This window comes from Ensifer sp. CCNWLY38 (assembly GCF_037120565.1).
GTDB lineage: Bacteria > Pseudomonadota > Alphaproteobacteria > Rhizobiales > Rhizobiaceae > Ensifer > Ensifer adhaerens_H.
Window position 1 is genome coordinate 173,662 of record NZ_JBBBBO010000001.1, and the last position, 19,816, is coordinate 193,477.

A 19,816-nucleotide genomic window follows, 5' to 3' on the forward strand; every position below is an offset into this window, starting at 1 on the left:
TCAATCCGCAAAATACTGGCGCACGTCGTAATCGAAGACCTCGACGAGCGTTACCGTCGCCTCTTCGGCGAAACCGACATTCCGGACGGCCGAGGCCGCATCCTCACTTTCGAGCCGCATTACCATCGTGGGATAGAGCGTCGCGAAATCATCCACTGCCAGCGCCTTGCGCAGGGGCGGCCAGATCCGGTACTCGCCGTCTCCCCGCTCTTCGGTCACGGTGTAGAGCCCGAAGTGCAGCGGGAAGAAGCCGAGGTAATCACCCATCTGAAGGCGATGCCCCCAGAACTGATCTTCGAGGCGAATGATCGTGGCATCGAAAGTAGAAGCGGCGGCAAGCTTCACGTTCGGCGCCGTAATCTGCCAGTTCTGCCCATTCGACCAAGCCTCGCCATGACTCCAAGGCAGGCCGAAACGTTCCTGCGTCGGCGATGCCGAAAGCCCCGCCTCAAGCAACGTCATCATGTCCGGATCACCGAAGGGAACGCGCGTCGCATTGGCGCCGGCATGCAACGCCGTGGCCCAACCCCGATACCTGCGAAACTTCGCATCCTTCGAAACCGGGAACGTGAACTGCCAGCGCCAGGCGCCGAAGGGCGACGCCACCGTTTGCATGAAGTTGCCGATCGAGGTGTTGCTCGCACCGCCCACGGCGCGAGGTCCGCTAAGCGGCGTCATCGCACGCGGAACGAGGCCGACCGGCATCGATATCAGTCTCGCCATTAGGCCCTCGTATTCCGGGTCGAAGCCGCGTGCTGGTATCCGGCCACGCGCTTGCTTTCCGTTCTGTCACGCTCTGTCATCCATCGCTCCAGGCGCGCCACTGCTTCAGGTGCCGCACCCCGGTTGTCGATGTTGTAGACGGGTGAATAGTTGGAGCCACTGCGGGCAGTCTGCCCCGGCTTGGTGATGCTGACCGTCTCATTCGGGCTCGCACGGAAGGCAACGAGCTGGCTGTCGATGCCGCCGGCGCCGCCGACCTGAAACGACCCGCCATTGGCAAAGCCCATAAGCCCGCCGAGCAGACCCTTGAGCAGCCCACCGCCGAAACCGCCACCGAAGCTCATCGTCTGCAACAGGCTGGAGCCGATGCTGCGCAACGCGTCCAGAGCCACGTCGCGCCAGTCCTTCGTGCCCTTGATGGCTTCAGCAAGCGACGACCCGATGCCGTCGAACATGCTGCTGATGCCGTTCCCGACGCCAGTCCCAACATCCTGGATGCCGTCGAAGGCGGACTTGATACCTCCGGCAACGCCGCCGGCGACGCCGACGACACTGCCCTGCATGTCGCTCATGCCGTTGCCGAGGCCCTGCATGATGTTCGTGCCGACCTCATGCATGACACGCGACGGCGAGTGGATATCGAAGAAGCCGGTGAAGGTGTCCTTGATCCCAGAGGCGATCTCGGCGACGCCACCCTTTAGCTCTTCCCACTTGTTCTTGATGCCCTGCCACAGACCGCTGATGATATCCGAACCGATCTGCATCATCTGCGCCGGCAGTGCCTGGAAGGTCGCCAGGATCTCCTGACCGAGACCGGCCAGCGCGGCAACGATCGCCGTGCGCAACTCCCCAAATTTCTGAATGACGGCGGTCAGAGCCTGCGTATGCAGCTCGACGAAGGCGGCGGTGATCTTCTTCACCCAGTCCCACGCCGCCTGGATCTCCGGCCAGAAGGCGACGATCGCCGCCGTCAACGCAACAATCCCGGCAACGGCCGCCGCGATCGGCACGCCGATGGCAGCAATCGCGCTCACCATCAGGCCGAGCGCCGCAACGACCGGACCGATGATGGCAGCGAGCCCGCCGACGATCGCGCCCCATTTGACGATTTCCGGGTTCGTCTGCGCGAGCTGCTGCACGAAGACAGTGATGCCCTGCACGGCTTGCGTCACCCATTCGATCAGCCCGCTGTTGGCAATGACCACAGCAAGGCCGCGCAGCGACGCCCCAAGCTCGGTCATGGAGGTATTGAACTTCGCAGCTGCAGCGGCCGTGTCCCCGGAAAAGACTGCGCCCAGCTCGACAGCCCGATCGCCGAGGCGAGTGAACTCCGCCCCGCCGTTCTGCAAAAGCGGGATCAGCGCCGTCGCTTCGTCGGCAACCGCCTCCATGTAGAAGGTCATTTCCGCCTGGCTGAGACCGGCCTTCTGCAAGCTGTCATAGTAGAGCTGCAAGGCCTGCGGGCCAGAGAGATTGCGGAACGCTTCCGCCGTCACGCCGACCTTCGGCGCGATGTTGGTGAAGAAGTCCGCCATCTCCCCGCCGCCGTTTTGCAGGAAGTCGCCGACCTTGTCGTTCACGTCCTTATAGATATCGCCGAGCTTGTCGCTCTCGATACCGACCGACTTGGCGGCGAACGCCAGTTTCTGAAACTCTTCGAAGCCGGCGTTTGCCACCTTCGCCGAGTTCTGGAGCTGGCTGATATCGCTGGAGATGCCGGAAAGCGCGGCCGTGATCGCGCCCCCGGCCGCAGCGAGCGGCGCCGTGACATAGGTTGTCATCGACGCGCCGAAGTTCTGCAAACTCTTGCCGAGCTTCGACAGGGTGCGCGGTGCCCCGGCCGCACCCTTCTCGAATGCCGCCGTATCGAGACCGAGCACGACGCGCAGCGCACCGATGACCGAGTTCATAGGCTATCCTTGTTTGGGCTTTGCCCAGCTGCTCATCTTCGCGAGCACGTCGCGCCAGTGAGGTTTCGCGGCTTTTGTGGGAGCGTCGCGGAGAAGGATCTTCTCCAGCTTGACGAAGTCTTTGGCCTTCTGCGGCGCATAGGCGTTGAGCTTCGCCATGAACCAGGCGGCGGTGAGCAGTTCATTCTGCCGCTTGCGTTGCCCGGCGACCGCCCCGCGAACGATGATGTCGATTTCGCGAAGCGTGAGATTCCAAAAGAGCGCCGGGTCCTGCCCGACCTCGACCCATGATGCGAGCAGAGCGTCCCAGTCTAGGGCCGCCCCACCCGCTTCGGCTTTCCCGCGGGGCGCTTTGCCCCTGCCGTCTGCTTCGGCATGCCGAGTTGCACGACCTCGACGACGAGGAGCCCGGCCTTTTCAAGGCCCATGGCCTCCATCAGATTGCCGGCATCATGAGCCGTTGCCTCCGGGTCGGAGTAGCTGAGAGCCGCCCGAAAGATGGCACGGAAAAGACGCTGATCGACGTCCTTGCCCTTCGCCATCGCTTCGAGGTCTCGCACAATCGCCGTCGTGCTCTTGCCCAAAGCATCCTCCAGCTCGCACCATTCGTTGGTGCCGAGCCGGAAGCCGTAGGTTTTGCCGTCGATTTCGCGGGTGACGACACCCTTCACGCTGTTGGTCATGATCCGACCTTACGCAACGACAGCGGCAGTCGCGGCGGTCGCGACCATCGTGTTGAAGTTGTCGTTCGCGCCGGTGATCTCGCAGGTGATGGTATCACCGATATCGCCGGTCACGGGCACATAGGACGTGCCCGTCGCACCGGTGACTGCCACGCCGCCAGCCTTCCACTGGAAGGTGAAGCGCTCGGCGCCGGCCCAGATGGACGGATCGAGGATCAGAGGCGCACCCACCTTCGCAGTGCCGGTAACGGTCGGAGCGACGAGGTTGCGGGGCGCGGTCGGGTCAGTCTGGATCGGATCGCCCGAAACCTTGAAGGTGACGGTGGCCGTCATCTTGTCGTCGAGCGGCGCCGCCTTCTCATAGGTCTGTCGGCTGCCGACGAAGAGGATCTGCACCCCGTTCGGGAACGTGATGCGGCACCACTTGCGCTTGCCCTTGGAGGCGATCAGCGCCTTGTCAGACGCCGAGCCCGGAACATAGTTCATCTCGAAAGAGGCCTCGCCGGCATCCGTCAGGCTTTCGATGAACTCTCGTGTCCGGTTCGGGCTCTGGAAATGCGACGCATCAACCTGGTCGGTTTCCTCCGACGGCGGCGTCATATCGTTCAGTTCGGCGATGTAGGTGAATACCGTCGGGGTTGCGAGATCGGCCATCTCGAAGGTGATGCCGTAACCAATGGATGCTTGCGTGTCTGCCATGACAGGCTCCCTTTCAGAGGCGTGAGTGCCAGATGATGATGTCCGCCGATCGACGGAAAAGTTTCTTGACGTCGGTTTCAGTTGGAAGGTCGCGGAAGTTGTCGATGAAGCCGCCCTTGATCTGCACCCCCGCAACCGCGCCGCGGTAGCCGGAAAGAACGCGCCCCGCGGCTTCGGAAATCCGCTTTGCCGCCAGATAGGTTTCGGCGTAGGCGTCGAACTGTACCCGCTGGTCGACGAGACCGGAGGCACCCTGAGTGTGATAATCAGGGCTGCCGCCAATCGTCTGGAGCACCAGATAGTCAGGCTTCACACCCTGCGGCGCCCTGCCCCAATGGATGCGGTCGCCAACCAGCCGCCCCACGGCGGGATCGCCGAGCAGAAGTGCCGTCAATGCTTCTTCCATGGATTAGCCGCCGAGTTTCCGGGCTTCGCGTTCGGCCTTGCGCTGCGCGCGCGCCGTCGCCTTTTCGATTTCGGTCACAAGCTCGGTCTTGATGATGCCGAGCGACCTGTCCTTATTTGCATCCCAGGCGGGTCTCAGGTGCGGTTCGGCCGCCTGGTGCTCGTTGCCGAATTCGGTCTGCACGGCCGCGGGATCATTCGGCCCGGCATAGACCTCGACCGGGCTTTGCTTTCGGTTAAGCTTCGACTGCCGGCGCGTCAGCTTCGTGCCGACGCCGTAGGAATCCTTGAGGTTGCCGGTCGGCCCCAGCGGCGCATTCGCACGCCCGGCATCCGCGATTGGCTCCGCCGCCTTCGTGAGAACACGACGGCCGACGTTGCGAGCGGTGACCTTACCGAGATCGCGGAGAGCTTTCTCCAACTCCCGCAGGCCCTCAACCTTGACCTTCGACCCTCTCACTGCACCCTCACTGAAACGCCGTGTCGTACGACAAACCCGCCAACCCAGTCCACAAAGGCGTCGACGCGCGTTTCATTGCTGAAAACGATAAGCAAGAACGCAGGAAAGTACGCGGCTGTCAGGAAGGGGCGAACCCACCACTTCGGTTGAACGGAAAGCTTCAACGTCGATATCTCGGCCATTTCCAAACCTCACATCGAAGCCCAACAGGCCATATTCCAGGCAACGCGCCACGCGCGGCGCCGGTCTTCTGCGAGATCGCGACCGAGCCGGTACTCGAAATACAGCCGCCCCAGGAAGAACCGCCGCAGGAAGCGCACGAGCATCAATCTGCCCTCGCCGTCACATCGAACTCAGTTCCGACGCGGCGACCGATCTCGCGCACGCTGAGGATATCCCAGGTGCGCCCCTCACAGTTCACGCGATCCTTCACCGTGACGTCACCGCGATAGCCGATCCGGAACGTCGCGTTCTCCGATCCGGTCAGCTGCTGTGCCTCGAAGCGTTCCGCGCCGCGATCGGGCGCGAGCTGCCCCCAGACGGTGGCGACAGCGACCCATTCAATGATCGGCTGGTTGACCTCGTCGCGACCGGTTTCCAGCTCGCGGAGAATTACGACGCGCCTATCCAGTTTCCCTGCGCGCATCTCAGAGACCCACCCGCCGATAAGGTGCGAGCAGCCGGTCCATAGCAACGCTTGCCGGCAGGCTCGAAACATTGGTACCGACCACGGTCTCTTCCCGGTTTTCATACCAGGCGCCGACAGAAAGAAGGATGGCCTGCTGGATCGGAACCGGCACGCTATCACTGCCTGCCGTATAGGTGACAGAAACAGCAGCGGTCTCGAAGAGATCGCCCGGCATCGACCAGGCATTGCGGAACCGAACGGCACTGCGGCCGCCGCCATCCGTCTCCAGCGCATAATCGCCAGGAGTCACGGTCGAAACCTGCCCCTCGCTGCTGAGCCAGGTCACCGAGCCGATCGCGCTGACCGGCCCGAGGCCGAGCGGCAGGCAACGGGCAAACCCGTCGAAATCCTGCCGCCAGACCTGAGTTTTCAGGCACCGCCCCAGAATGCCTGTCCAGCCTTCGAGATGTTCGGTCGCGGCAAGGATGTAGGCGCCGAGCAGCTGCTGGACTTCCGTCAAACCGACAGGGTCCAGAGCATCGGCACTGATACGGCACTGCCGCATCGCTTCCTCGATCGACACGGCGAGATCTGCCGGCGGCGTGACAAGAACGGGACGGTGCATGAATCTTACTCGGTTGATGCGGCTGCGGCCGCGACGATGACGGCGATGATCTCCGCTTTGGTCTTTGCTTCCCCGAGGTCGATGCTCAGAGACGCGGCATGCGCCTTCAGCTCGTCGACCTTCATCTTGTCGAGAGCAACGCCGCCTGCGCCGTTATCGTCACCCTCCTCGGCTTCGGCCCAGCCCTCAGCGACAGCGACTGCAGCGAGGTCACCCTCGACGGTATCGCCAACCTCAAAGTTTCGCGGATGCACGAGCCCATCGGGCACGCCAGGGAATGCTACTTTCACCTTCGCAAGCATGGCTTACTCTCCTGAGATGTGGGCGGCTTGCGCCGCCCGTTACGATCAGATCTGGTCGGCCTGCGGATTGTCCGAGCCGTTGCCCTTGATCAGGAAGATGCCGAGCGGAGTGCCGGCGCCATGTGTGCCGCTGAAGTCGGCGAGCAGCTTGAGCCATCGCTTGCCGCCCTTGTAGCCGACGCGATAAGCGGCAGCCGCCGCGTGCGCCGCGACCAGCGCCTTGATGATGCCGCCGGTGCCAACGCTGGCGACGCCGAGCACGTCGTCGATGTCGACGGCAGTGTAGTCGCCGGCATCCGGCGCCGAACCGTCTGCCTTGTCGTCGGCGTGCGTGAGCTTGAACTCGATCTTGTTGGTTGCATCGAAGGTGATGCCGCCGATACCGACGCCAAGCAGGATCACAGCCGACTCATAGCCCTTTAGGTCGAGCGTGGCGGGCGTGTTGTCAGCGCTCAACGCGGCCATGATGATGGGCGTCGCGAAGAGCTTGGAATGCAGGTCTTTCATGGGACCGATCCTTTCGAAGTGCAGAGGGGAAAAGCTCGACGCTGATGCGCCGAGCAGTGATATCGAGGGCGGGCTTAGCTTGCCGCCACCTTCATCAGTTTGATCGCTTCGAAGTTCGCCACACCACCGCCGACACGCTTCGTCGTGTAGAAGTGGATCTTCGGCTTGTTGGTATAGGGATCGCGCAGCACGCGGATGCCAAGCCGATCGAGGATCAGGTAGCCACGCTTAAAATCACCGAATGCAACAGGGAAGGAACCCGCCCCGAGCGCCGGCATGTTGTCGTCCGTGTTCACCGGCTTCTCGAGAATGGTCGCGACGCCGGCGGCAGTATCTGGCGCCCGCCACAGGTAGTTGCCCTGCCCGTCCTTGAACTTGCGGATCTCTTCCATGACGCCATCAGACGTCAGCCAGGAAGCGTTGTTCCGCATGCCCTGTTTGAGGCTGTAATAGAGCTTGATGAACGCATCCGCCGGGTTGGTCGAAGCAAAGCCTGCTGCGCCGCCAGTCACACTGAAACCGAGCTTGCCCCATTGCCAGTTGGCATTTGCGACGGCGTCATAGGCGAGGATGCCGCGAGGACGCTTCGAACCACTGCCAGAGATGAAGGCCGCGCCCTCCAGCTCCGCAAACGTAGTCTGCACTTCGTCAGCAAGCCAGGCGGCGATATCGATGATGCCATCATCGAGCATCGTCTGGGTTGTCGCCGGATTAGCGTACATTTCCATCACGGTGAAGACGAGTTCGCGGAGAGTAGGCGTACCCGTTTCCGGCCGCTGATCTTCCTCGCCAACCCAGCCGGCGCCGGCACCACCCATGCTGACGAACTTCTTGTACTCGCTCGTGCCGATCGGCATTACGGTCGCGAGCTGGCGCATAACTGAAACGACGCCCAGAACCCGGTCGATCGTTTTTTCGGTTTCCGTCGGCACGAGGAAACCGCCGTCCGGATCAGACTGCGTCGTCAGCGACGCCTTCACTTCGAGATCCGAGAGACCGTTGTCCACGCCGCGACGGAACCATTTGTTGAAGGCCTCGGCATGTTCCTTCTTCGCGGGATCGGAAGCGTCACCGCCACCGCCGCCGATCTTCAAGGCCGCGACGAGGGCATTGCAGTCGTCGAGCGCCTTTGTCAGGGTCGAGATCTCGGCATTGATCTTCGCTACCTGTTCGGCCTGGACGACATCGGCAAACTTCGCCTTGATGCCCTTCAGCTCTTCCTCGTGCGAGGCCTTGAAAGCCTCGACCGTCTTCTTCAGTTCCTCGAAAATTGCCGGCGCATTGCCGGCATCTGCGCGCACGCCGACGAGGCCGCGCGCGCGGCTGTTCAGAACCATATTCATGGATATCTCCTAGAGTTTGAAAAGCTCGACAAGCTGCCGGGCGGCAGCTTCGTGTTTGCCTGCATCACGCGCGGCGGATTTGCGGCTTGCATCACGCGGGGCCGCTGAAGCTCCGAGTTCATTCAGAAGCTCGGAACGCTTGTCTCTGGAAAAGCCGGCGCGCGCCAGCGCGGCTTCGGTCTGACGGCGGGCCATGAGCCCACGGTCCATATTCTTCGCATCGCCAGAGCCAGCTTCGACAGTGCTGTCGACAATGTCGGCAAAACCCTTCTCGACGGCGTCGGACGGCCCCATGAACGTCTCAGCGTCCATGAGCTTCTCGATATCTTTGCGGTTCATGCCGGTGCGCGCTTCGTAGATATCCGCAATTGCGGCATCAAAGCCGTCGAACAGCTTCGCCGCCTCGCGCATGTCATGGCGATTTCCAACGACGACGCCCCATGCGTTATGCACCATCATGAAGGTGCCCAGCCCCATCCGGATCTCGTCGCCTGCCATGGCAATGATGGAGGCCGCTGAAGCGGCCCAGCCGAGCACCTCGACGGTAACCTTTGCCGGATGGCTGCGCAGGAGATTGTAGATGGCAATCCCCTCAAACATATCGCCGCCGGGGGAGTTGATTTTCACGGTGACTTCGCGATCGCCGATGGTGCGCAGCGCGGCGGCGATCCGCTTGGCAGTCACGCCACCGCCTGTCCACCAATCCTCGCCGATCACTTCGAACATCGAGATGGTGTTGTCTTCGTCGCTGGCAGCAGCCATCGGCAATTCCGCCCACTTGGCGAGAACATCCGAAGGCGCATCCCACTGAAAGTTCTGCGGACGCTGAAACGTCTTCGCTTCAGGCAGTTTTCTGAGGGTCATTTTTCGCTCCAGCGGGTTGATTTGCACGTTCCGGGATCACGTCGAACCCGTCGACCTTCGGCAGTTCGGAAAGAGAGCGGACTTCATTGACGCGCATCCAAGGCTGCGATCCACCGGCCCCGAGAGCCTTCGCGAAAAAGTCCGCCTGGTCCTTCAGCGAACCGCGCAAAAGCGCCGCCTCATTGAATTTGGCTTCGTAGATTGCGGTCTCATCTTCCGTGAGCACCGATCGGGCGACCGCCTGTTCCCAATTCACAAACTGGGGCGCGAGACCGTAGGTAACGAAGAACTGCCCCAGCGCCTCGATACCCGAGCCCCATGCCGTTTCATCCATCATCAACAGCGGGCGCGGTACGCCAAAGATCCGGGCAATCTCTTCCGTTTGCGCGGCGAGATTCTCCACCTGCAGACTGTCGCTAAGCGATTGCGCGAAGGTCTTCGCCTCCAACCCTTCCTCCAGGAGGAACCACTTTCCTGCATTCCCAGCGCCCGTCTTCTCGGCCATGGACGCCTTAAGGTTGGCCCTTGCTTCAGGGCTCAATTTGGTGGGCGAGGAAATCGAACCGCCAACATGAAGCCCGTTGTCAAATAGCTTTTGGGCTGCTCTTCTAATCGACCTCGACAAGTCGATCGCATCCTTCGCTTGGCTGACGCGGGACGAACCGCAAACACCATCCTCAATGTCCATGTCGCGCAAAACAAAGACTTCGTCCTGCCGAAGCGTACTGGTGACACCATTCGGCGAGGTCAGCTTGTAGCTGATTGACCAGTCGGCGTTCTGGAGCGGGTCCACATTGAACTTTGCGAGCGGCTGCAGCTGAAGAACCTGTCCGCGCGACTTCACAATCTGTGCGTAGGACACACCCTTTCGCAGCAACACCGCTTGCATGAGACGCTTGAACTCATAGGGCGTCTGCCAGTTGTTGGGCTTCTTGTGCAGCACCCGATAGACGGGGTGATCGGTCGCCTTCCCCTTTTGCTCATCTTGCCAATGGAGGTGTATCGGCAGCATGCCGATGCTCTCAGAGAGCAGGCGAACGGAACGATTGATCGCTCCATTCAGCAGCACGTCGCGGCCGCTCGACGAAAGACCACGGCGAATTGCCTCAAGAAAGGCTGGGTCAGTGACGCTATAAGCCTCACCGCCGCCGATGCTCTGAACAGAGGCGCTGGCCGCGACCGGCTCTCGCCGGAAGAAACGAAACAGGTCCACGGTCAAAGCACCTCAAAACCGCGCTCGTCATAGACCGAGCTTGTATCCTCAACACTCATCGCGAGACCGATACCCATCACTGTCGCCACCATCCCGTCGATCTTGTCCAAAGACTTCTTTTTGCTGGGCACGTAGTTGAGGTTCTCGTCGAACCGCACCGTGCAATGCCCTGCCATCCAAGCGAGAACTGGATGGCCGCCATGCTCGACCTTGCCGGCGAATACGAGCCTCTCGAATTCCTTCGTGGGCCCACCCAAGGTCTGATGACCCTGACGCATGTCGACCTGCAACTCGGCATCCAGGCCGTCGAGTTGCAAGTCGCCTTTCAGTTTCTGAGCATTCCAAGGGTCAAGGCCGAGCGCCTGAACATCGAAATGCTTGAATGCCTCGTGGATCGCCCGTTTCACAAAGTTCTGATCGACGGAATCACCGGGCGTGGTCCGAAGCGCCTCGTCGGCGACCCATTGCTTCCAGTTTACCCGCTTGTCCTGCTGCGCACGCTCGTCGAGCGTCGCCTCAGGCACCCAGAAGAGGGGAATGATCACCCACTTTTCGTGCTCGTCATCGGGCGGGATAACGACAACAAGCGCGGTCAAGTCTTGCGTCGATGAGACGTCACAGGCGACGTACGCCTTCCGCCCCTTGTGCTGGTTCCAAAGATCACGCCACAAACGCTTCGTCGGATCTGCGCAGCACGCGGCCCATTTGGGGCGCGGTATCCAGCCGGAAAGCTGGTCGACCCAACGATTGAGGTGATAGCACTGGAAGATCGCTTCCTGCGCCGGCCGTCCTTTGGCCTTTTTGAACTCTGTCCGTAGGTAATCAAGCGTCGGCGTCAGGCCGAGGCTCGGGTTTGCCTTCCGCCAGACCGCCTCGTCGGTCCAGTCGTCGTCCTCTTGGATACCGAAGAAGACGACCAGCGTTGACGGGTCATCGAGGTCGCCGCGCATGATGGCCATCGACTCTTCGAACCACTCGAAGCCCGTCAGGTTCTGCTTGCGACCCGCCGTCGATGCGTAAAGCTCGATCGGCTGCAGTCTTGCGCCGGTCCCCTGCCTCAGGTTGTCGGCGAGATCGCGTGATTTCCATTCGTGGATTTCGTCGCCGACGATGACGGTCGGCGAGCGGCCGTGCTTCCCGTCCGGCGTACCTGTGAGCAGCTGGCAGAGCGATGTCGTCTCGCGCAGAAAGATGCTTTTGTCGTGCAACGAAATCCGTTCGTTGCCCTGCACATCCTCCATCAGCCCTACGGCTTCACGGATAATGTCCTGCATCTTCCCGAAAGGAACGCGACCCTGATCTTCGTTGCGCCCGAAGACGTAGGCTTCCGCCCCATTCACCTTCTCCAGAACGAAGAAGAGCACGGCGAGCGCCGCGAGAAACTCCGACTTGCCGTTCTTGCGCGGAATCCAGAGATCCAGGCGCTTGAACACGCGGACATGCTCGATCGCCGGCAGGTGCGTGGCCGGATCGATAACCTCGATCGGCTTCTTCCAGCCGACCAGCAACCGAACGCCGATCGCCTGCCACTTCACCAGGCGAAACGGAACGCCCTTGAAGCGGTCGTTCGTGAGCCGGAAGATTTCCGACCAGCGTTCGACGACCTTGTCGGCCTTGGCATGATCGAACCACGCACCAGGCACCGCCGCGGCTCGGTCCCAACCCGAGACCGCCCATGCATAGGCGGGATCGTCGGCGACCTCTGCCAGCCAGTCGGGATAGGGCATGGCCAGCGGATACGGCGCGGCCATGTCGGCTCCTTACTGCGTTCGCATTCCAGGCGGCGGGCTGTCGCTCCCGTTCATCAAGTCCATTGGGTCCGCGACCGGGCCAGCGTTTGGCGCGGCCCTCGCCGGTTGCGATGGATGGGTGCCACCGAGCGGAAGCTTGCCTTGACCGGCGTTGAAGGATTCGACGCGCACCAGGTCCTGGTCGCGCACTGGGGTGAAACCGAACTCCGCATCGAGCAGGCGCAGCGCCGTCTCAGCCTTCGCCATGAAGTCGATGTTCGGGTGTGTTCGGATGACGATCTCACCGTCACCCTTCTTGACCTTGATCGAGGCCCCGCCTTTCGGCAGATCCTTGCGCAGCTGCTCGCCGGCCGCGATGAAGAACTGGTTCCACATGCAATAACGGGCAAGCGCTCGGCGATAGCCTGGTCGGCGACGACCGGCGGAGCGCAGCACCTCGGACTGTTCCTTCCAGACCTTAATCGCCACACTCCAGTAGGCCGGCGCCTTCAGGAATTCATCGGGTATCGGAAATGGGTCTGCCGCGGTTGCCGGCTGCGCGGCAGCCGCTTCGGCCGCCGCCTCGATTTCCTTTTCGACCTTGCCACGACGGCGACCGGGATAGCCCTTCGCAGCCTGCAACAACGGATCATCTTTGCGCCGTCCCATGGTCGATCAGTCATCCGCTCGTCGGCCAACCGCCCCGCCCGGTCCCGAAAAAAAAGTTATCGCCAAAAATATCGCGCCGTTTTTTTTGTTGTGAGGCCGCCGGTCAGGAAGGGAGGGGTCTGAGACTTTTACCCTCCCCCCTCCCCGTGCAGGATCAAGGGTCGACCTCATCGCATCGCAAACCCTGCGCGGTCCGGATCGCAACTTCGCTGTTGAGCCACAGGTCGTTGAGACCTATCCGACCGTGGGCATAGAGCTGCTCGAGTCTCTGCTTCACGCTGTCGTGGTGCCACTTGCATGCCGACTGCCACATCGAGGTATCCCAGAACTTATCCGGGTCGCCGTGGTGCGGGTCGACGTGGTCGACCAGCGTTGCGGGCTCTACACGATCAAGGGCAAGGCAGCCGATGCATAGCGGGTTTCGTGAGAGGTGCGTCTTGCTGGCTTTGGACCAACGGTGATTGTAGCCGCGCTCGCTTGCGCTACCTCGCCACCGATCGGCCTGCCGTTTCTGCTCTTGCCTGGTCGGCGCTCCAGCGGGTCGAAACTGCTTTGCGCGCTTCATATCCTTTAAACAAAAAAGGCGACCTCTCGGCCGCCTGTCGTCTGGTCATAGCTTTCGCACTGGCCTTGAGTCGATGTCCGCTTCGGGACCGCCAAGGCGTGGGGCTGACCGGTGTACCGACCTCAGGCTTTACGCCCCGCACTCTCGTGCGTTCTCAGAGGCTCACTGCAGGATCATCAGCTTGTCCAATGCCGAAATGACTCTCACAACTTCTTCAGCAATGCAAGAGGCACAGTTACGGGCACCTCACGACCCATGAACATGATGGCTATCACCACGTCACCACGCCCGTTGCGGTTCGGCGTCACCACAATTCCCTTCTGATCACGGAAGTGCCCTTCGGTCACCCAGACCGGTTCTCCAGCCTTCAGAACCAGGTCAACGGGACGCTCCCAATCATACGCCCCACCACAAGCCAGCACGTTGAATCTGTTTACTTCCGCGTCTGTCAAACGCATAGGCTGCTCGCATCCGCCCAGCACGTCGATGGCGTGATCAACACCCTTCAAGCCAGCCAGATACTCAGGTATCGCCATCATCTGGACAAGCACATAGCCGTGGATGACGGGCATCAGCGAGCCCTCGATAACACGTCCACGACGACGCAAATCCGGCCCTTTGCGCATCGGCACCAGGGAGCGCACACCCATCGCTTCAAGCGTTTTTTCCACCGACTTCTCGCGACCAGTCCAAACCCGTAGCGCAAACCAAGGCGCGTGTCCGCCGTTGATTCGATAATTCACGGTCAGAAGCGCGCCCTCATCGATCAAGCTGTCTGTGATTCGACGCATCCGCTCGTCGAAGCCTTCGGCCGATCCCACCGCGATCGGAGCACCTTCGAACACGTTACGCTGCATGATCATCGCCCTTGCTCCTTACGGTGAGAAAATCGGAAATCTGGTCTCGGTAGCGGTCGACGGCCGAGGCAACGGCGCGGTCGAGATCGTCGTCGGCATCGAGCGCTGGGAAGTAGACCCATTCGGGCAACCGGCCATCGAAGAACGGCCAGCCGCGGCGCTTGTGTTCGCGTCGCCATGCTTCCATGCGGTCGGAATCGCGGTGCACCTGCTCGAAGCCCTTGGCCGGCTCCTCGATCGAGAGCGGGCACACCCAGCCCTGCCGGTCTCTGGCGCGCTCATGCATCGTGTTCACGGTCGGCCACCCGCTACGCATGCGCTTTTCAGCCATGACGTCCGCGAGCGTCGTCTTGCCGTTGTCGATCTGCAGCCTGTCGAAAGCTGTCGGCCCTGCAATGGGACCGGTCGGAGGGCACAGCAACTCGGCAATGCGGGTCGCATTCCAGAGCTTGCCGTACGGGCCTGCCATGACGTTGGTCGGCTTATCGGCCTCTGCCGCAGATGGCACGTCCTGCCAAAGCTTTTCGCCGAAATAGGTCGAGGGCGCCGGGACGTGGGATTTCTTCTGCGCCCTGAGCAACGCCAGCCAACATGGGAAACGCTCGGCAGCTTCCTGACGTTCATCGGCCGTGAGCTGGTACCAGGCGCGGCGGGCCGGCTCTTTCGGCATGCCGGCGAAACCCGGCCAATCCTTCACCAGCGCCCAGAACGCCTTGTCGATGGCCGCCGAGCTTTCGGTCGGGCTTTCCTGCCCATCCGCCTCGCGCACGCCCTCTCTCGATCTATAATCAGTCTTTGCTGAATCTAAGTTATTACTATGTGCCGATTTTACCGGCGACGGCTCAGCCGTCGACGGTTTTGCCGTCGCCGGCAAATCAGTCTGCGGCAAAGATGCAACACTCTCGACGACGCCGGCCGGCGGCATGACCTTCGGTTCGTCGAAAATGACCAGTGCCGAGGCGCCGAACTTGCCGTTTTCGCGGTTCTGTTCCTCCCGCTCGGCATAGCCATACTCGACCAGCTCGGCGATCATCTTGCGAGCTTTGTCGCGCCCGCATCCGCCTTTCTTGATGATGTCGCCAATGACAACGGTCCAATTGTCCGGCTTCGAGAGCAGGTAGCCGAGCAGCCACCGCGCCTCCATGGAAAGCCGGGCATCTTCAAAGACATGGTTCGGTATCGCCGCATATCGCGCATTGCGCACGCCACGGCGAATGGTCGCCTCCTGGCTCATTCCGCCGCCTCCTGCATTGCATGTCCGCCCCACTGCGCCGCCATTGCCGCCGCAATGCCGGGATAGGTAACGGATCTCAGTTTCCAGCGATCAGCACGCGGCGGAGATCGGTGCACCCTCGACCACCGCTTGTGCTCTTCGGTGCCCGACGCCGGCGGCGTCAGGCGATGGGTTGCCGCGAGCTTGGGAAGACCGCGGAGATAGAAGGACGTCGCCTTGAACGCCGGATCACCAAACCACCATGGCTGCACCGTCTGCGCTGCCTGCTGGTAGTTGCGGATGCGCTCTTTCGCATAGCGATGCATGACCGGGTTTTCGACGGCTACGCGCTCGATCGGCGCATTCCAGCAGTCCGAGAAGAGTGCCGCACCGGCGTCCAGCTCTGCCCACATCTCTTCGAGCGTGCGGCCCGGAGGCGGCACCTTGAGCCAACGAACACCGGAGTTGCACAGACGCGTGCACGGCGGATGCATGACGGCCAGCAGGTCCCACCCGTCGCCGAGCAGATCGCGAACATCACAAACGATATGCCGATTGCTGCCGTCGTCCGCCGGGAGAAGATCGCACGACCAGACATCGTGCCCGAGGGCATCGAAGGCACGCCGGACCACGCCGGAGGTCTCGCAGCCGACGAGTACTTTCATGCCTGCCCCCCACGCGCCGATATGCCGAGAACGATGCGCGAAGTTTCCCGCATCGAGCGCGTGGTTGCCGGCGCGAGGCCATCACTGCCACGAACCGCACAGAGCGACGCGATCTCAGCTTCGAGATAAGCAAGCCCTTCCGGGAAATTGGACTTCACGAGCGCCTGGCGGATATGCACCCGCTCCCGTGCCAGCACGTCGAGCGGCACGGCCAGCAGCCAGCGGGCGCGTTCCGCATGATTGGTTGCGTCGAACAATTCTTCGACGATCGGGAGGAGAGCCGCCGTCATCGACCGATCTCCCTTTCAACCCGCTTGGCAAGTGCCGCGAGGTCGCGCGCCTTGGCGTCGAGATCGTCGAACCGGCGCCGTAGTGCCGACCCTTCCTCGACGTGCCTTTTCCGCATCTCGATCACGCCCTGATACTCGCGGTCGAAGTCCGCCTTGGCTTTCAGGAAATCGTCGAGCAGCGGGTTTGAGCCTTCCGCGCCGAAGAACTGGTCGCGGATCTCGCGCACCCACGCGAGCGGCACGTTGAGATCGTCCGCCACGCGCTTATCGGTCCAGCCGGCGCTATAGGCCTCGCCGGTGTAGTGGTCCGAGATCTTGGCAAACACGATCTGCCGGTCGGCGCGGCTCATCTCCGGCGGCGGTTCGGCCTTGAGCGGCACGACCGTTGCTGCCGGCCCTTTCTGGGTCGTCGTCATCGTTGCGGTCTCCTCTGAGGTGGTGGCGGCTCGCTTCTGGCATTCCGGGCACCGGTCCTTGCGGTCCGTCGTGCCCACCAGCCAGCCGTAGCTGCGGAAATGTGTCGGGATGGATTCGGGCGTCCGCCGCTTCACGCCGCGCTTCAGCGGGTAGAAGCAGACGGCGCCGCAGGTGCAGCGGATGCGGTAACCAAGCGCCGCATTGCCGGTATCGGTGGTGCCGATCCTGTCGACAGGGAACGTGCGTGCGCTCATGCCGGCCTCGCACGCATGTAGAGATCATAATCGCGGCGCAGTTTTCGGAACCGCGCCGCGCAGGACGCGTCGTCGTCGAGCTGTTTTTTCGATTTGATGTTCAGCAGGAACTTGAGGCGGGTATCGGCCTCGGCCATCGAGCGGACCTGTCCGCCCGCCCCTCGCCCCTCCAGGAAGCGCTGAAATGTCGCCTTGCCGCAGAGGATCGCGGCGACCTGGCTTGGCGGACGGTTCGCCCGTGCACGCCCCTCCAACTGGCCGCGAAGATCGAGCACCGTCGCCGCCGCCCGATCCTGCAACGACAAGAACAGCCTCAGCAGACCAAGGCCGCTCGACAGCAACTCGAGTTCCGGCGCCAAGGCATCGGCATGAATGGTGCACAGCGCGACCGATTCTCCGGTCGAGCGCTTCGCGATGATGCGCGTGACGGAGCCATCGACGTCAAATTCCCAATCGTCGCCCATCAACCGATCCGCGATGTCGCGGAACCGGGCCAGCTGCGCCTTTTCGCGCGCGCGATCGGGAGAACTGGCCATCACTGGCTATCCCCCTCCTCGTCCTCCGGCACGGTGGCCGGGTTCCACGTGTAGGCCCAATCGATCCGCTTGATGATGGTCGTGTCGCCGTAGGTTCCATCTTCCTGCAGCTCCCAGACGCACCACATCGTGTTCATCTGGCTGGACGCCTTGTTGCCGTCCCAGCCGTCGCGGTGCATCATTGGCACGCGGCGCTTCATCACGTAGATCCGCGCCGGCGGGCAGGTCTCCATGAAGAAATTCCGGTCAGGATCTTCGAAGCCGGCGAGCACATTGAGGTTGAGCAACAACGCCATCTTGCGCGGTTTGCGCACCCGCAGCGCATGCGCGATGCAGGCGTTCATCTCGTCGCCATAGGGCGGGTTCGAGAGGATATCGTGAGACGGACCTTCGGTTTCGCGATAGTCGCCGACGTCCTGCACCACGCCGTCTTTCGTCGTCGTGCCGTAGTCGACGAGGTCGCCGAGAACGACGTCGTAACCGGCCGCTTCGAGCACTCGAACGATCGCGCCCCGACCGCAGAATGGCTCATCAACGGTTGCGGAAAACTGCTCGAGCGCAAGTATTGCGCTAGTCGCTTCCTCTGCCGTCTCGTAAAGATTGTTGCCGCGCTCTTCCTTGGTCGCCGTCTTGGTGCCGATCGCGTGCCTCAGGTTCGCACGCGTCGGCGCGAGACCGGCGGCAACACGCGCGGCAATGGCGCGCTCTGCGATGCCCGGCGTCTTTTCTTCCGCCGCCGCCAGCTTGCGAGCGTCGTGAATCTCCTGCCGGGTCAGGCCCGCTTCCGCCTGCTTGAAAATGTCGTCAGTTGCGACATTTTTCGGCCGCCCCTTTTTGGCCGCCTGCCCCGCCTGCTGTGCAGCGTCATATGCTTTCGCAAGCTCGATCTTGCAGCGCGTTTCCATCAGCAACGCGTCGCCCTGGAGCTGCCGGAACTTCGGCACCAGCTCGCGCGTGGCGGCATATTTGGCGGCGAAGCGAGCCTCGGCTTGCGTCAAGTCATATGCGCCATCGGCAATGACCAGCGCGCGCTGGATATCGCCTTCGTCGAAAAGCCGAGCGGCAGTCTCCAGCATGGAAACGATCTGCGGCACCTGCGCCCGCTGCGGCATCTCGACGATTGCCGTGCTCGGAGCTGGCGCACCATCGAGAAGCCCGAGCGACTGCGCGGCAATCATGCCGGCATCCGTTGGGAAGCAAAGCGCAACGTCGGTGTCGTGCCGGCGCACCAGACCATGCTGATGAAGGCGCTGAATGCGACGCTTGGCGCCACCGTCCGGCGCGCGATACTCACCGGTGGCGACCGCGCGAAGGATGTCTTTCTGCTCGGGAGAGAGCGAGGCGACGATATCCAACATCAGTCTGCCCTCATGATCCGGTCGAGGTAGTATTCGCCGGCCGCCGCGATCACGAAGTGATGCGGATAAACCGGGTGACGGCGCGCATAGCCGATCTGGACGAGCGCGCAGGCCGCCAGTTTGTCCCGCAGCCCAGTCGCCATCAGGTATTCGCCGTCGATCTGGTTGAGCCGGCGCAGGAATGAGCGCTGATCGGGCTTGAGCGGTGAAATGGTAGGAGCGCGGCGCATGTCAGGCCTCCGCCGTCGCGGCTGCGACCAGTTCGAGCGCTCTGATCGCCTCAAGTGCCTCGCGGTGAATCGTCCGCTTTTCGAGCGCGTCATACTTGCCATCAGCGCCGGCATCGATGATCGCCTTGGAGACGTCCATGGTCTGAGAGAGGACGCGATGCGCATCGAGTTCGGTAAGAGGCTTGACCCCTTCCCGTCCGGCCGAGGGCACGAGATCGAAGCCCAGGATCTGCGCTGCCTCCGAAAGGATGATCGGCGAGCCGGCCCGCATGTCCGCCTCAACGGCGATATCGATCGGGATCATCGACTGGCCGTGCTCATAAGAGCCGTCCTGTCGACGCTCGCCGAGGGTGGCATATTTGACGAGGCTGGAGACGGCGACGCGCGTTAGCATCGCGAAGGAAGTGACGCCACCGCCCAGGCGGTAGCAGGCATCCGTAACGCCCTTAAGGGCAAGAATCTGTTGCTCGGATATCAGGCGCACGAAAACACCCCACTGGAAAAGCAAGGAAAGAAAACGGGAGAAGGATTCGGTGAGTGGCAGCGCTGGCGCTGCTACGAATGGGCCATCAAATCAGGGAGGCCCGCATGGATAGGCAGATGCAAAAACAGAGGCAGGGACGCAGCGTGCCGCAAAGCCACTGCGCCCCTGCCAGGTGGCAAGGCTCGC

Annotated in this window: 26 protein-coding genes; all 26 read right to left on the reverse strand. The window is 62.2% G+C overall.

Going from position 1 to position 19,816, the window contains the following annotated elements; genetic code table 11:
• The 26 genes from V7S54_RS00885 to V7S54_RS01010 all read right to left on the reverse strand — a co-directional run bounded on the left by V7S54_RS00885 (nt 1) and on the right by V7S54_RS01010 (nt 19,630).
• Nucleotides 1-723, reverse strand: a complete 723-nt coding sequence (locus tag V7S54_RS00885; RefSeq protein ID WP_336407976.1) for a hypothetical protein — start codon at nt 721-723, stop codon at nt 1-3.
• Nucleotides 723-2,633, reverse strand: a complete 1,911-nt coding sequence (locus V7S54_RS00890) for a hypothetical protein (protein WP_336407977.1) — start codon at nt 2,631-2,633, stop codon at nt 723-725. The genes V7S54_RS00885 and V7S54_RS00890 overlap by 1 nt, the downstream gene beginning before the upstream one ends.
• A 3-nt stretch (nt 2,634-2,636) precedes the next feature.
• On the reverse strand, nt 2,637-2,792 hold the full coding sequence (locus V7S54_RS00895) for a hypothetical protein (protein WP_336407978.1): 156 nt from the start codon (nt 2,790-2,792) through the stop codon (nt 2,637-2,639).
• A 152-nt stretch (nt 2,793-2,944) separates the two neighbouring features.
• A complete protein-coding gene (locus V7S54_RS00900) occupies nt 2,945-3,316 on the reverse strand; it encodes a hypothetical protein (RefSeq protein WP_336407979.1) in 372 nt (123 codons plus the stop codon).
• Between the two features lie 9 nt (nt 3,317-3,325).
• A complete protein-coding gene (locus V7S54_RS00905; protein ID WP_336407980.1) occupies nt 3,326-4,015 on the reverse strand; it encodes a phage tail tube protein in 690 nt (229 codons plus the stop codon).
• Between the two features lie 13 nt (nt 4,016-4,028).
• Nucleotides 4,029-4,421, reverse strand: a complete 393-nt coding sequence (locus V7S54_RS00910; RefSeq protein WP_336407981.1) for a DUF3168 domain-containing protein — start codon at nt 4,419-4,421, stop codon at nt 4,029-4,031.
• A gap of 3 nt (nt 4,422-4,424) precedes the next feature.
• Nucleotides 4,425-4,880, reverse strand: coding sequence for an HK97-gp10 family putative phage morphogenesis protein (locus V7S54_RS00915; RefSeq protein ID WP_336407982.1), 456 nt, complete (start codon nt 4,878-4,880; stop codon nt 4,425-4,427).
• Between the two features lie 191 nt (nt 4,881-5,071).
• Nucleotides 5,072-5,206: a hypothetical protein gene (locus tag V7S54_RS00920; RefSeq protein ID WP_336407983.1), complete on the reverse strand. Its 135-nt coding sequence runs from the start codon at nt 5,204-5,206 to the stop codon at nt 5,072-5,074.
• Nucleotides 5,206-5,526, reverse strand: a complete 321-nt coding sequence (locus V7S54_RS00925) for a phage head closure protein (RefSeq protein WP_336407984.1) — start codon at nt 5,524-5,526, stop codon at nt 5,206-5,208. Before V7S54_RS00925 ends, V7S54_RS00920 begins: the two co-directional genes overlap by 1 nt.
• Nucleotide 5,527: 1 nt before the next feature.
• Nucleotides 5,528-6,133: a head-tail connector protein gene (locus V7S54_RS00930; RefSeq protein WP_336407985.1), complete on the reverse strand. Its 606-nt coding sequence runs from the start codon at nt 6,131-6,133 to the stop codon at nt 5,528-5,530.
• Between the two features lie 5 nt (nt 6,134-6,138).
• On the reverse strand, nt 6,139-6,435 hold the full coding sequence (locus V7S54_RS00935; protein ID WP_336407986.1) for a hypothetical protein: 297 nt from the start codon (nt 6,433-6,435) through the stop codon (nt 6,139-6,141).
• A gap of 45 nt (nt 6,436-6,480) precedes the next feature.
• Nucleotides 6,481-6,942: a hypothetical protein gene (locus V7S54_RS00940; protein ID WP_336407987.1), complete on the reverse strand. Its 462-nt coding sequence runs from the start codon at nt 6,940-6,942 to the stop codon at nt 6,481-6,483.
• A gap of 74 nt (nt 6,943-7,016) precedes the next feature.
• Entirely contained in the window at nt 7,017-8,285 is a 1,269-nt protein-coding gene (locus V7S54_RS00945) for a phage major capsid protein (protein WP_336407988.1), read from the reverse strand.
• Nucleotides 8,286-8,294: 9 nt separating this feature from the next.
• Nucleotides 8,295-9,176 carry a head maturation protease, ClpP-related gene (locus tag V7S54_RS00950; RefSeq protein ID WP_336407989.1) on the reverse strand — a complete coding sequence of 294 codons (882 nt, stop codon included), beginning with the start codon at nt 9,174-9,176 and terminating at the stop codon, nt 8,295-8,297.
• Complete coding sequence (locus V7S54_RS00955; RefSeq protein ID WP_336407990.1) at nt 9,127-10,362, reverse strand: phage portal protein; 1,236 nt, start codon at nt 10,360-10,362, stop codon at nt 9,127-9,129. Before V7S54_RS00955 ends, V7S54_RS00950 begins: the two co-directional genes overlap by 50 nt.
• Nucleotides 10,363-10,364: 2 nt before the next feature.
• Nucleotides 10,365-12,113, reverse strand: coding sequence for a terminase large subunit (locus tag V7S54_RS00960; RefSeq protein WP_336407992.1), 1,749 nt, complete (start codon nt 12,111-12,113; stop codon nt 10,365-10,367).
• A 9-nt stretch (nt 12,114-12,122) separates the two neighbouring features.
• Nucleotides 12,123-12,761: a P27 family phage terminase small subunit gene (locus V7S54_RS00965; RefSeq protein WP_336407993.1), complete on the reverse strand. Its 639-nt coding sequence runs from the start codon at nt 12,759-12,761 to the stop codon at nt 12,123-12,125.
• Between the two features lie 768 nt (nt 12,762-13,529).
• Nucleotides 13,530-14,189 (reverse strand): transcription termination/antitermination protein NusG, encoded by a 660-nt coding sequence (nusG, locus tag V7S54_RS00970; RefSeq protein ID WP_336407994.1) that lies wholly within the window; start codon nt 14,187-14,189, stop codon nt 13,530-13,532.
• A complete protein-coding gene (locus V7S54_RS00975) occupies nt 14,173-15,417 on the reverse strand; it encodes a helix-turn-helix domain-containing protein (RefSeq protein WP_336407995.1) in 1,245 nt (414 codons plus the stop codon). Before V7S54_RS00975 ends, nusG begins: the two co-directional genes overlap by 17 nt.
• A complete protein-coding gene (locus V7S54_RS00980; protein WP_336407996.1) occupies nt 15,414-16,061 on the reverse strand; it encodes a hypothetical protein in 648 nt (215 codons plus the stop codon). The genes V7S54_RS00975 and V7S54_RS00980 overlap by 4 nt, the downstream gene beginning before the upstream one ends.
• Nucleotides 16,058-16,351 (reverse strand): hypothetical protein, encoded by a 294-nt coding sequence (locus tag V7S54_RS00985; protein WP_336407997.1) that lies wholly within the window; start codon nt 16,349-16,351, stop codon nt 16,058-16,060. Before V7S54_RS00985 ends, V7S54_RS00980 begins: the two co-directional genes overlap by 4 nt.
• Nucleotides 16,348-17,022 (reverse strand): hypothetical protein, encoded by a 675-nt coding sequence (locus V7S54_RS00990; RefSeq protein ID WP_336407998.1) that lies wholly within the window; start codon nt 17,020-17,022, stop codon nt 16,348-16,350. Before V7S54_RS00990 ends, V7S54_RS00985 begins: the two co-directional genes overlap by 4 nt.
• The gene (locus V7S54_RS00995) at nt 17,019-17,558 is read right to left on the reverse strand and encodes a hypothetical protein (RefSeq protein ID WP_336407999.1); all 540 of its coding nucleotides are present in this window, start codon (nt 17,556-17,558) and stop codon (nt 17,019-17,021) included. The genes V7S54_RS00990 and V7S54_RS00995 overlap by 4 nt, the downstream gene beginning before the upstream one ends.
• A complete protein-coding gene (locus V7S54_RS01000; RefSeq protein WP_336408000.1) occupies nt 17,558-18,916 on the reverse strand; it encodes an SAM-dependent methyltransferase in 1,359 nt (452 codons plus the stop codon). Before V7S54_RS01000 ends, V7S54_RS00995 begins: the two co-directional genes overlap by 1 nt.
• Nucleotides 18,916-19,146 carry a hypothetical protein gene (locus V7S54_RS01005; RefSeq protein ID WP_336408002.1) on the reverse strand — a complete coding sequence of 77 codons (231 nt, stop codon included), beginning with the start codon at nt 19,144-19,146 and terminating at the stop codon, nt 18,916-18,918. The genes V7S54_RS01000 and V7S54_RS01005 overlap by 1 nt, the downstream gene beginning before the upstream one ends.
• Before the next feature lies 1 nt (nt 19,147).
• Nucleotides 19,148-19,630 (reverse strand): hypothetical protein, encoded by a 483-nt coding sequence (locus V7S54_RS01010; protein ID WP_336408003.1) that lies wholly within the window; start codon nt 19,628-19,630, stop codon nt 19,148-19,150.
• Nucleotides 19,631-19,816 lie beyond the last annotated feature (186 nt).